This is a genomic window from Chromatocurvus halotolerans, from assembly GCF_004340525.1.
Lineage (GTDB): Bacteria > Pseudomonadota > Gammaproteobacteria > Pseudomonadales > Halieaceae > Chromatocurvus > Chromatocurvus halotolerans.
The window spans coordinates 66,892-78,999 of sequence record NZ_SLWX01000012.1 but is presented as its reverse complement, the minus strand read 5'-3'; the positions used below and the strand labels follow the sequence as shown (position 1 = coordinate 78,999).

Sequence of the window (12,108 nt, the reverse complement as noted above, 5' to 3'; positions counted from 1 at the left end):
ACTGCCGACGCGCGAATCCTGTGGACTTGATGAGAAAACAGGCGCATGTTTCCAGCAAGGTCTATGCTGTGCGGTGAGGGCAATGACGATGTTCACCAGCCTCCGGCGACTGACAGGCGGCGTTTCTCTTGCCGCCTACGGCGTCGTTTATCAATACCATCGGGAGATCCACTATGAACAGGTTGAGGCAGGTTGGCTGTGTTGGTTTGCTCAGCGTTGTCGTGTGCAGCGCTGCCGTGGTGAGCGCACAACCAGAAGCAAAGTCACCCCGCGCGCAGACGCAGGGGCAGGGGCAGGGGCAGGGAATGAACAGGCCAGCATTTTCCGACTATGACCAGAATGGCGACGGCATGATCGGCAAAGAGGAGTTCAGCGAGGCCCACGCCAGGCGGGTCGGCGATCGCGCCAGGCAGGGTTATGCCTTGCGAAACCAGGATAAGGCACCCTCTTTCGAGGATCTTGACCAAAACGGTGATGGTGAAATCAGTCCCGAGGAATTTGCGGAACACCAGCAGCGACGTCGATGAACAATGCCGGGCCACAGTTGCCCGACGGGACCGGCCTCGCGTCCTATCGTGTATGGGATGCGCCCACGCGCGGGTTTCACTGGATCAATGCCATTTGTGTGCTCCTGCTTGCCGCGCTCGGTCTGATCCTTCTCAACGCGAGCGCGCTGGACGTCTCCAGCAGCGGCAAGATTCTCCTGAAAACCCTACACGTCTGGACGGGTTACGTATTCGCTCTGAATATTGTTATCCGCATAGCCTGGGGTTTCTTTGGCAACCATCACGCCCGCTGGCGGCAGATGCTGCCGGTCGGCAGAGATTACTTCCGGCGCCTGAGACGCTATCTCGCGTCCATTGCGGAAGGCAGCCCCGAGCCTTACATCGGTCACAATCCGCTGGGGCGTATCGCCATCTCCGGTTTGTTGCTGATCATGATCGTTCAGGCCTCCACAGGGCTCCTGCTGGCGGGCACTGACATCTATTTTCCGCCCTTCGGCGCCTGGATCGCCGAATGGATCGCAGCGCCCGGTGTCGACCCCGCTACCCTGGTCCCCTACTCACCCGAGATGTATGACGAGGCTGCGTACGCAGAGATGCGATCACTGCGCAAACCGTTCTTTGTGGTTCACCTCTACGGCTTCTACCTGCTGGCAGCCGGGACTGTGATCCATATCGCGGGCGTGGTCATCACGGAAACACGAGAGGGCGGCAGCCTGACCTCGGCCATGATCAGCGGGCGCAAAGCACTCAGCGGCAGGCCGGCCGATGCGCCAGAGTCTGCGGTAGCTGCGGAAAAACATGCGTAATCCGTTTCTGGAGAATGCCCACAGACTGTCACAAAAAAACAAGGGGCCTCTCCGCCAGGTTCACGGCCTCGAGGACGCCCTCACCTCAAACGCACCCGATCCCCAGCCTCCAGGTCCCGCCCTGGATGCCGGACCACTCTATCCCCAACCTCCAGTCCCGCAAGGACTTCAGTCATGAAACCGTTTGTCTGCCCGATGTCAATCGCCACGCGAACCACCCGATCGCCGGTGACGCGGAACACCGCAGACCCGTCTTCATGCCGGAATACCGCAGAGGCCGGCACCTGCAGAGCATCCGCTGACTGCCAGAGAATGAACTCGGCATCCACCCGATAGCCGTGTCCCAGGGTCTGCCACTCCTGGCGGGGGCTGATCATGTCTGCGAGCACCCTCACGCGCTGCTCCTCGACGCCCAGGGCAGAGATGTCGATAAATCCCACGGGCTCCACGCGCCGGACCGCCGCATCCAGCGGCGCGCCGCCCCAGCCGGTCAGGCGCACCGACATCCCCGGGCGCAGCCTGACCGCGTCAAAGCTGAGCACGTCCACCAAGACTTCCAGCGCGCCGGGATCCCCCACTTCGAGAATCGCCTCGCCCGCCTGAATCACACCCTCGCTCTCGCGCATGATGTCGAGCACAGCTCCTGCTACCGGGGAGCGAATTGTCACGTGCTCCCGCGCCTGCTCACCGTCGGACTGCGCGGCGGATACCTCGAGTCGTGTTCTGGCCGCCGCCAGCTCGTATGCCGCGACGTCCTCGTCAAAGCGCACCGAGCCCAGCACGGCATCCGCGCGAATGGCGGCGGTCCGCGCCTGTTGCAATCGCTCCACGGACACAAAATTTTCGCCCTCCAGCGACAGCAGCCGCTGCACTTCACTTTGCGCAAGCTCGGCGTCCGCCCTTGCCACCTCGACTTTTTGCTGCACCGAGCTCAGCGCCGCACGGGCGGCCTCGACGCGCGCCTGGGCTTCGGCCCGGCTACGTGCATCCAGCACGCTGGCCGGCATCGGATCGACCAGGCTCAACACATTGCCGGGGACCACGCGGTCACCGACATCAAGCTCTACACGGTGCAGATAGCCGGTCACCGGCGAAGACAGGACATAGCGGTCTTTCACCTGGGTCCTGCCTTCCTCTGCGATTGTCACCTCCAGGGGCCCGCGCACGAGCGTCGCGACGTCCACCCAGACGGGCTCCGGTCGCAGAGCGAGGAAAGCAATAGCCCCCGACAGCAGCCCAAGCACGGACCAGAACAGCCACTTGCCTGCCGGACGTCGCGTCGCCATCAGTCACCTCCTGCAGGAATCGACTTATTCACGGGTTTTGAGTACGGACACCAGATCCATGTTGCGCAGACGCCGCCAGATGATCACGCCTGACAGCGCTGCAGAAACCACCACCACATTGGCTGCCAGCGCCAGCGTTTTGCCACTGATAACCAGAGGTACACGGTACAGTTCAGTCTCGATCGCCATGACGACCAGGCCCGCCAGCCCATGCCCTACCGCCCAGCCAAGCGGAATGCCCAGCATGAGAAGCACCGCCAGCTCACCCAGCAGGATATGCGACACCTCGCCGTGACGGTAGCCCAGCACTCGCAGGCTGGCCAGGTCACGGCCGCGCTCTGCGAGCGAGATTTTCAGAGTGTTGTAGATGACGCCAAAGGCAATAATGCCGCCGAGGAGGCTGATCACGAACATATAGGTGAGGAAAGTCCGCGCCAGGGTGTTGAAAAAACTGTCTAGCATCGCCTGGCGAACGTTGATGGCCATCACCCGGGGCTGTTCGCGCAGGTCTCGGTACACGGCATCCTCGCTGCCCGGATCCAGATTCATCAGAATCTGGTTAACCACCCGGCCCTCCCTGAGCGCCCGGTTCATGGCGTGCAGGTCCATATACGCGCCAGCACCGAGAAACTCACTGGTGACCCCCGCCACGGGAAGCAGCAGGCGCGGACGATGACCCTCCAGCACACGCACTTCGACGCTGTCCCCAGGGCCTACCGCAAGGCGCCCGGCGAGAAAGTCGGTCAACAGCAGGCCCGTGGGCGGGAGGGTCACGTTATTCAAGTGATCATCCAGGACAAACTGCACCCGGGCATCCTGCGGCAAGCCTGAAAGAGATACCCGCCACTCGCGGTGCCCGTTTATCAGCTCAACCGCAACCACGCGACGACCCTCCGCGTAGCGAACGCCTGGCTGGCGCGCAAGGCCATACATGGCGGAGCGATTGACCGGGTCCGTCAGGCTGACAGTGATATCCTGCGTCTGCACCCGCGCAAACTGGGTATGCACCATGAGCGAAACGGAACTGAACTGAAAGCTGCCCACCATCACGATGGCCGTCGCCATCGCCACGCCCAGTACGGAAAGCGCGCTGCGCACGGGACGCCGCATCAGATGACGCACGATCATGCGCGACGGCTGACTCAGGGGCATCCACGACAACAGGCGCTCGGCGCGGGTGATGTGGTAGATGGCCGGGCCTTCCGGTCGCATGGCCTCCGCAGGGGGCAGGATGGCGGCGCGGCGAATCGCGCGCCAGCCAGCGGCCCAGGCCACGCCAACAGTAACCACCGCCAGCTGCAGCACCCACCAGGGGCTGATGCGGAACAACAGCTCGGGGAAACGGTAGTAATCCATGTAGAGCACGCCCAGCTCACGGCCCAGCCACAGACCGGCCGCCGTGCCCGACAACAGGCCGATGATGGCAATGACAAACACAAGCTGGCTGTAGTGCCTGGCGATCTGGCGGTTGTCGTAGCCAAATGCCTTGAGCACCGCAATCACCTCCCGCTGGGTACTCAGCAGGCGGCCGACCACCACATTGAGCAGAAACATGGCCACGCCCATGAAAATTGCCGGGAAGATCAGCGCCATGGTCTTTAGCTGGTTGAGCTCATCGCTGAGGAAACGGTGGGAGAACTGCTGCTCACGGGAATAGGCGCCGGTGCTGCCATACGCGGCGAACAGGCGGTCGAGACTATCGATCACGCTGGCGACGGCCACCGCCGGATCCACGCGAAGTACGAGACTGTTGAAGGCGCCGCGCATGTCCATGGCCGCCGCCAGGGCGTCCTCGTTCATCCACAGCACGCCATAACGCTGATAGTCCGGGAGCATGCCGCCAGGCGGAATGACGTAAATGAATTCCGGTGATTCCACGATACCCACAATGGTCAGTTGCTGGCGTCGACCGTTGATAATGGCATCCAGCCGGTCGCCCGGCTGCAGCGCATGGGCATCGGCAAAGCTGCCGATGACGGCCACCTCGCCGCTGTGGGCGGCCTGCGGCAGTCGGCCTTGGCGCAGAAAGAGCCGGTTTACCTCCGGCTGACCTGTCCCCGGCAGGGATACCAGGCGTGCCGAAACCGGATCCGCGAAACCCTCAACCGCCAGTGTTGCCGCACCTTCCACCCGACCACTGATGCGGGCAACACCGGGTATGTCCGCCACACGCTGCAAAACATGCCGGGGCACGCGCTTGACGGCGACGAAGACATCCGCAAATTGGTTTTCCAGATAATAGGCCTCACGCGTGGCGCTGAGCGAGGCATGGTTCACCAGAGACAGAAGGCACACCGAGACACCACCCGCAATCACCAGGGCGATCGCCAGTATCTGGCCTCTCTGCTGCCACATTTCCCGTCGCAGCTTGGTGTGCAATACGCTGCCGCGGGAAATTAACACCGGGCTACCAGCTCAGGCCGCGCGGATCATGCCGCGCGGGGTTGCGATGCTCACCGCTGATCGTCCCGTCAGACAGGGTGATCACCCGATCGGCCATCTGTCCGATCGACGCGTTGTGCGTGATGATCACCGTGGTGGTACCGGTCTCCCGGTTCACGGTATCCAGCGCAGCCAGCACGAGCACACCGGTAGCCGAATCCAGCGCGCCGGTGGGCTCATCGCAGAGCAGCACATCCGGACGCTTGGCAATAGCGCGGGCGATCGCCACCCGCTGCTGCTCACCGCCGGAGAGCTGCGCCGGAAAGTGGTCCATGCGGGGCGTCAATCCCACCAGATCCAGCGCCGCCTCAGGCGTCATGGGGTTGTGCGCAATCTCTGTCACTGCCGCCACATTTTCCCGTGCCGTCAGGCTGGGTATCAGGTTATAGAACTGAAACACAAAGCCGACGTGGTTGCGCCGGTAGCGGGTCAATTCCCGATCATCGGCGCCGGCGATATCGATATCCCGGTAAGTCACCTCGCCGCTGGTAGGCACGTCGAGACCACCGAGGATGTTGAGCAGGGTGGACTTGCCGGAGCCGGAGGCGCCAAGCATTACCACCAGTTCGCCGTCCACAAGGTCCATGTCAATGCCGCGCAGCGCATGCACCTTTACGTTACCCTGCCAGTAAACCTTGGTGAGCCCCCGCGCATGAAACACCGCTTCACCCGAAAGCGCCACGCGCTGACCTCCTTTACACTGCCGCGGTGACCCTACAGATCACCGATCTGCCTGATCCAGGGCTGAAACGCCGCAAACCCCGGTTTCGCCGCCTCCGCCTGGGCACGTGTCGCGTAACTGCCGTGTACCACAAGATACTGGCGAGTATCACCCTGGCGTCGCCGCTGCACGCTGGCTTTACCGGCCAGTGAATTCTCGCGGATAAACGACTGCGCGGCATCCGCAGAACTGAACACGCCGAGCTGCAGCGTGAAAGCATCGGCAGTGCTTCCCGCTGCAGCGTCTGCGCGCGAAGATCCTGAGGCTCCGCGAGAGGCAGTGGCGGCTACCGCGGGTCCACTGAGGTTACCCCCGAGGCAGCGCGAAACGCCGAGCTCATTTCCGGCCGCCACCTGCTGATACTTCTCCCAGAACGCCGCATCAACCTTCTTGCCATACGCGGACGCCGATTCACTGCGGTAGCGGGCCACCTGGCTGGGTCCTCCGTTATAGGCCGAGTACGCAGAACGGGCCAGATTGTCGAGGCCGCCGGGCTGCCGATGCTCCCCTTTGCGAATGGCATACTTGACCAGATAATCGAGCAGCACTTCGACACCCGCAGTACTGTTATAGGCAATATCCCAACGCAGCTGCTGCTGGTTGTAGAAGCCACGCCACACGCGCTCATTCACCTGCATCAGGCCGACGTCACCGGTGCCGGAGCGCAAGGGCACCAGCTTTCTGTCATCGCTGATCACGTAATGTCGCCAGCAGCTCTCCTGCCATGCCGTAGTGAGCACCAGCCGTCGGAACAGCTCGGCATAGGCATCATCCAGGTCCCGGCTGGCTACCGCCTTCGTTGCCGAATCCTGCAGCAGCAGCGCAACCTGTGGCAGGTACTCGGCCAGGTCATTGCGCTGGGGTGCCCAGCTGTTGAGGCGATCCAGGTCCGCCGCCACCGCGCGCGGAAACAGGGAAAAATCCACACGCCAGGCCGAGGGCGGCGGCGTCGCCTTGAGACTCTCGTCCAGCAGCCGCCGCAGATCCGGATCCACCTCCCCGGAGTAGTCCAGTAGCTGGTCACCGGCGCCACCGTTGATCATTCTTGCCAGCCGGCGCAGGCCGTCCGCAGAAATATCCAGGCCCATTGTGGGGCCGAGCCGGTCCAGCGCACTCAACGCATCCGTGGCCGCAATCACGCTGAACAACAGCATATGCTGCTGGCCTGGCTGCTCCAGGCCAATGCGCCTGATCACCGGCGCCAGGGACTGCCAACTCTGCAGGAACCAGTCCCGCACCACGTCCTCACCGGTATCCGGCGTCTCAACCAGCGCATCGCGCAGCCGGTAGCGGCTTTCGATCAGCACGTCGAGCAAGGCGTCGCGCAGTACCTGTAGCTGGGTTTCCGCAGCGTAGTGCTTTACCGCCAGCACCAGCAGCGAATCCATAAGCTGCCAGCGCTCTTCCCAGCGCGCGAGTTCCTCGTCATCGAGACCGCGTTCCGGCGGTAGCGGGCCGGACAGGAGCTCCACCGCAAACACGATATCCGCCTCCAGCGTGTCATCCGTCACATCCAGGTCGCTCACGCGAAGACTGTCGAGCAGGGATTGGATCTGCTGCCGGGAATGCCGCGGCAGGACCTCCGGCAGCAGGGCGCCCACCGACTGCAGCTGCGGCGCAAGATCCACCACAAAGCGACTGAACAGCGTCCGGGCACTGGCATCGGCCATTTGCTGGAGGCGGTCATTGGCGATGGGCTGGCCGGCGGCATCCAGCAGCCAGACCCGGTCGGGCGCGAAGCCAAGAGCGCTGCCGTCGCTGCGGATTTCGGGTTTGCCGGTCACACCGATTCGACCCTGCCAGTTGAGCATGGTGGCACAGGCGCCGGGGGCGCCAAGGCCAATGCGCGCGCGCAGGCCGGCAATGACTTCAAGCTGCGAGTCGCGGGGCGCCAATTCCGGTTCGCTCACGGTGATTTCACTGCAGCCCGTGGGATCGTTCAGAAGCTCACGGCTTTGCCCGGGACCGATAAACAGCTGCGTGACAAGGAGCTGCTGCAACAGCGGATAGTCAAGACTGAGCGGCACCGCGACGTCGGATGTCTGCGCCTGCCTGTCGTTCGATGGCGGCTCGGTCGCCGCGACGGAAGCGCCTGCCAGTAGAAACGCCAAAAATAGCCAGCAGTGCCGCCGGGCGGCAGCGAGTGCGGCCAGCGGCGCGGGCAAGTCCTGCATACGGGTAAAACAAGAGGTCATGGTTTACTGAATCCCTGCGGCGTTGGGTCATATTCTAATCGGGCAAGGGGCCCGGCGTCGCTGTCACAGGTACCTTATCGGGTATCCATTGACGGGTTGCCTCATCACTCCTTACTGAAACGATACAGAACGCTACCGTGGGCGCCTGTCGCTGAGCAGCGTGACTCTATGACATCATAACGCTATAATGCTAATCTCAACCCAGGGAAAATCACCATGAACGAACCACCCAAGCGATCAACGGTCTACTTCGACCCGCAGCTGCATGCGGCGCTTCGTGTGAAAGCGGCCCACACAAACCGCAGCCTGTCGGACATCGTGAATGAGGCTGTCCGCGCCGCGCTCGCGGAAGATCAGGAAGACCTGGCGGCATTCAGGGACCGTGTATCCGAAGCAACGATAAGTTACGAAGCGCTGCTGGACAACCTGAAGACGCATGGCAAAATATAAGCTTTTCTTCAAAGCATCCGTTGCCAAAGACCTGCGGGCTATCCCGAAAAAGGATGTCACCCGCATTCTCCAGCGTATTGACGCGCTGCAGGACCAGCCTCGTCCTGCCGGCTGCGAAAAACTCTCTGGCGAGGAGCGTTTTCGTGTTCGGCAGGGCAACTACCGAATCGTTTACGAAATCGAAGATCTTTACCTGATTGTCACCGTGATCAGAGTGGGTCACCGACGGCAGGTTTACCTCCCCCGCTGAACTGGCCCTTGCGACAGATTCCACCGGCCAGTGGGCCGGGCGCTACGTTCGGTAACGCTCAGCGTCAGGATCGCTAATGTTCGGACGTCCCCAGCCGTCCCGTCTCCACCCGTCCAACCACCCAGTAGCGCACATGCTCCCGCCCCACCAGCGGCTCGATCTCGGCAAGTATGCCCTGCCGCTGCTCAGGCGCGTGGAGGATTTCGAAGCGGGTGAAGCGACGCGCGCCGTCCACCATCTCGGCAGCATTGAAATGGCTGTGCTCGCGACTGAAACCTGCGGCCTCCACGGCGCTGAAGCCGGAGACGCCCTCAAAGGCCATCAGCGCGTCCACAACGTCCTCGTGCAGGCGCCATGGCACCAGCACCACCATCAGGTCCAGATCACTCATGCTGGCGACGCCCCCAGTACTGGTAGAAGACCGGCAACAGGAACAGGGTGGTGACGGTAGATGTCAGCAGCCCCCCAACCACCACAATCGCCAGGGGGCGCTGCACTTCCGCGCCGGGCCCGGTGGCGAACACCAGCGGCAGCAGCCCGAAAATCGCGGTGGTCGCCGTCATCAGCACCGGACGCAGGCGCTGTGTCGCGCCATTGACGATACGCTCGGATAGCGGTGCACTCATGTGCCAATGCTGCTGGAAATAGCTCACCATCATCACACCATTGAGTACCGCTATGCCCAGCAGCGCAATCAGCCCCACGGATGCGGGTACCGACAGGTACTCGCCGCTGACAAACAGCGCAATCACGCCACCCATCAGCGCAAACGGCGTGTTGCCGAGAATAATCCCCGCCAGCGCCAGCGAGCGGAAGGTCGCGAAAAGGATAATCGTGATCAGCACCAGGGCCACCGGTACAACCAGCAGCAGGTTGCGGGTCGCCCGCTGCTGGTTCTCGAACTCGCCGCCGTATTCCAGGCGGTAGCCCGAGGGCAGCGGCAGATCCCGCGCCAGTATCCCACGCAGCTCCTCCACCAGGCCGACGACGTCGCGCCCTTCAACGTTGAGCGTGATGATACCGAAACGGCTACCCCGCTCCCTCTCAATCACGGACGGCCCCTCGGCGTAGCTGATGTCGGCGATAGCGGCCAGGGTCGCGAGCTCGCCATCAGGCAGGACCACGGTCCGCTGCTCGAGCTCAGGCACCGTTGCCGGCGCGGCTATCGATGTCGACCCTGAGGCCAGGGTCAGAGGTATGCGCTGACGCCCCTCGCGGACCTCGGAGATAGTCGTGCCTTCTATCTGCGTCTTGAGGTAGTCCGCAAGACCGCTGGCGCTCAGGCCGTGAGCCGCCGCGAGCTCCGGCTGCACGCGCACGTTCAGGAACTTGCCGCCCTCGGTGACAGAGGCCTGAACATCCACCGCGCCGGGCACGTCCCGGGCAATCCGCGCAATACGCGGCATCAGCTCTGCCACCTGCGCCAGCTCTTCACCGAAGAGCTTGATGGTAACGTCGCCACTGCTGCCGGTGAGCATCTCGGACGCGCGCATCTGTATTGGCTGGGTGAAGCCAATGTTGATGCCGGGAAAGCGTGAAACCACGTCCCTGACCGCGTTCTCCAGTTCATCCTTGCTGTCCATGCGCCAGGTATCGCGCGGCGCCAGCTCCATGAAGATGTCCGTCTCGTTCAGGCTCATGGGGTCTAGGCCAAGCTCGTCCGAGCCGGTACGCGAGACAATCTGCCGGATTTCCGGAATCGCCTCAAGCAGTGCGATCTCGATCTGCTTGTCCAGTTCGACCGAGGCCTCAAGTGAGATGCTCGGCGATTTCTCCAGCTGGACGATCACATCGCCCTCGTCCAGCACCGGCATGAAGATCTTGCCGATCAGGGTGAGCAGCAGCGCACTCAGCGCCAGCAGCCCGAGAACCGCCAGCAGCAGCCAGCGCGGACGCGTGAGCACGCGGGCAAGCAACGCCGCGTAATGCTGCTGCATTCGCTGCATGAATCGCGGCATGGCAATTGCCTTGTTACCCAGCAATAGGGATGCCATCACCGGGATCACGGTCAGGGCCATCAGCAGCGCCGCAATCATGGCGTAGACGATGGTCAGGGCCACCGGCGTGAACAGTTTGCCCTCCAGCCCGCTCAGGGTCAGCAGCGGCGAGAAGACAATGATCACGATCAGGGTGCCGGAGACCACGGGCAGCGCGACCTCGCGCACGGCACGGTAGATGAGATGCAGACGCGGCAGCCCGCGGTTGTCCGCAAGGCGCGTCACGGTGTTCTCCACCACCACGACCGAGGCATCCACCAGCATACCGATGGCAATCACCAGGCCCCCCAGGCTCATCAGGTTCGCTGTCAGCTGTGTCGCGGACATGAGCAGGAAGGTGGACAGGGCCGCCAGCGGCAGCGACAGCGACACCACCAGCGCGGCGCGGAAATTGCCAAGGAATATGGCCAGTACAGCGACCACAAGGACGATGGCCTGGAACAGGGCGTTGGACATGGTGCCGATGGCGGTGCTGATAAGTCGGGCGCGGTCGTAGAACACGTTGATCTGCGTGCCTGGCGGCAGGGTGTTCTCCAGCTCCGCCAGACGCTCCTTCACGCCAGCCACCACCGCGCCGGTGTTGCTGTCTCTCAGCGCGATGACCAGACCCTGCACCGCCTCCTCACCATTGCGCGTCACCGCACCATAGCGGGCCAGGTGGCCGATCTCGACATCGGCGACATCGCGCAGGCGATACACGCCCTGGGGACCGGCTCTCACCACCACGTCGCCCAGCGACTGCAGGGAGGCAATGCGTCCTTCCACGCGGACCACCAGCACATCGTTCCCGAGCAGGATTCGACCGGTTCCGGCATTCATGTTCTGGCCGACAATCGCACTTTCGATATCCGCCATGCTCAGGCCCAGCGCCGAGAGTTCGGCCGTCCGCGGCGTCACCTGGAACGTTCTGGCATAGCCGCCCAGCACATTGACATCGGCCACACCGTCCACGGTACGCAGGGCCGGACGGATCTCCCACTCCAGCAGGCGCCGTTTTTCCATCAGGGACAACTCGTCATTCTCCACCGTGAACATGAACATCTCGCCCAGTGGCGTGCTCATGGGTGCGAGGCCCCCGTCGACGGCGAAGGGCAGATCGTTGAGCAGCCCGCCGAGACGCTCGTTGACCTGCTGGCGGGCCCAGTAGATGTCCGTGCCCTCAATGAAGTCCAGGGTGATCGCCGTGATCGCGTACTTTGTCGTTGATCGCAGCATCGCCTGCCGGGGGATGCCGAGCAGCTCGGTCTCGACCGGATAGGTCACCCGCTGCTCGATTTCCTCAGCGGTCATTCCCGGAACCTTGAGGATGACCTTGACCTGGGTGGGCGAGATATCCGGGTAGGCATCGACCGGGAGGAGAATCCAGGCGCGCACGCCAAGGCCGACCACCAGCGCGGCCAGTACGCAGACAAACAGGCGCTGCGTCAGGGAAAAGCGGACCAGCTGATTCAGCAC

The 12,108-nt window shown here is 63.0% G+C and carries 10 protein-coding genes; 4 read left to right on the top strand and 6 right to left on the bottom strand.

Annotated elements, in window-relative coordinates:
* Positions 1 to 305 precede the first annotated feature (305 nt).
* Positions 306 to 527, top strand: coding sequence for an EF-hand domain-containing protein (locus EV688_RS17455; protein WP_162883939.1), 222 nt, complete (start codon positions 306 to 308; stop codon positions 525 to 527).
* Positions 524 to 1,312 carry a cytochrome b/b6 domain-containing protein gene (locus EV688_RS12955; RefSeq protein ID WP_117318770.1) on the top strand — a complete coding sequence of 263 codons (789 nt, stop codon included), beginning with the start codon at positions 524 to 526 and terminating at the stop codon, positions 1,310 to 1,312. The genes EV688_RS17455 and EV688_RS12955 overlap by 4 nt, the downstream gene beginning before the upstream one ends.
* An 80-nt stretch (positions 1,313 to 1,392) precedes the next feature.
* Here the strand turns inward: EV688_RS12955 and EV688_RS12950 are convergent, their stop codons facing one another.
* The 4 genes from EV688_RS12950 to EV688_RS12935 are packed head-to-tail and all read right to left on the bottom strand — an operon-like array spanning position 1,393 to position 7,956.
* Positions 1,393 to 2,598 (bottom strand): efflux RND transporter periplasmic adaptor subunit, encoded by a 1,206-nt coding sequence (locus EV688_RS12950; RefSeq protein ID WP_117318768.1) that lies wholly within the window; start codon positions 2,596 to 2,598, stop codon positions 1,393 to 1,395.
* 24 nt (positions 2,599 to 2,622) lie between these two features.
* Positions 2,623 to 4,953, bottom strand: a complete 2,331-nt coding sequence (locus EV688_RS12945) for an ABC transporter permease (RefSeq protein ID WP_117318766.1) — start codon at positions 4,951 to 4,953, stop codon at positions 2,623 to 2,625.
* Between the two features lie 52 nt (positions 4,954 to 5,005).
* A complete protein-coding gene (locus EV688_RS12940) occupies positions 5,006 to 5,722 on the bottom strand; it encodes an ABC transporter ATP-binding protein (protein ID WP_117318764.1) in 717 nt (238 codons plus the stop codon).
* A gap of 32 nt (positions 5,723 to 5,754) precedes the next feature.
* A complete protein-coding gene (locus EV688_RS12935; RefSeq protein WP_162883938.1) occupies positions 5,755 to 7,956 on the bottom strand; it encodes a transglycosylase SLT domain-containing protein in 2,202 nt (733 codons plus the stop codon).
* A 216-nt stretch (positions 7,957 to 8,172) separates the two neighbouring features.
* On the opposite strand from EV688_RS12935, the gene EV688_RS12930 reads away from it, so the two are divergent.
* Positions 8,173 to 8,406, top strand: a complete 234-nt coding sequence (locus EV688_RS12930) for a CopG family transcriptional regulator (RefSeq protein ID WP_117318760.1) — start codon at positions 8,173 to 8,175, stop codon at positions 8,404 to 8,406.
* Positions 8,393 to 8,656: a type II toxin-antitoxin system RelE family toxin gene (locus tag EV688_RS12925; protein WP_117318758.1), complete on the top strand. Its 264-nt coding sequence runs from the start codon at positions 8,393 to 8,395 to the stop codon at positions 8,654 to 8,656. The genes EV688_RS12930 and EV688_RS12925 overlap by 14 nt, the downstream gene beginning before the upstream one ends.
* Before the next feature lie 73 nt (positions 8,657 to 8,729).
* Here the strand turns inward: EV688_RS12925 and EV688_RS12920 are convergent, their stop codons facing one another.
* Together EV688_RS12920 and EV688_RS12915 are read right to left on the bottom strand one after the other, a co-directional pair.
* Positions 8,730 to 9,047 carry a DUF3240 family protein gene (locus EV688_RS12920; protein WP_117318756.1) on the bottom strand — a complete coding sequence of 106 codons (318 nt, stop codon included), beginning with the start codon at positions 9,045 to 9,047 and terminating at the stop codon, positions 8,730 to 8,732.
* The gene (locus EV688_RS12915) at positions 9,040 to 12,108 is read right to left on the bottom strand and encodes an efflux RND transporter permease subunit (RefSeq protein ID WP_117318754.1); all 3,069 of its coding nucleotides are present in this window, start codon (positions 12,106 to 12,108) and stop codon (positions 9,040 to 9,042) included. The genes EV688_RS12920 and EV688_RS12915 overlap by 8 nt, the downstream gene beginning before the upstream one ends.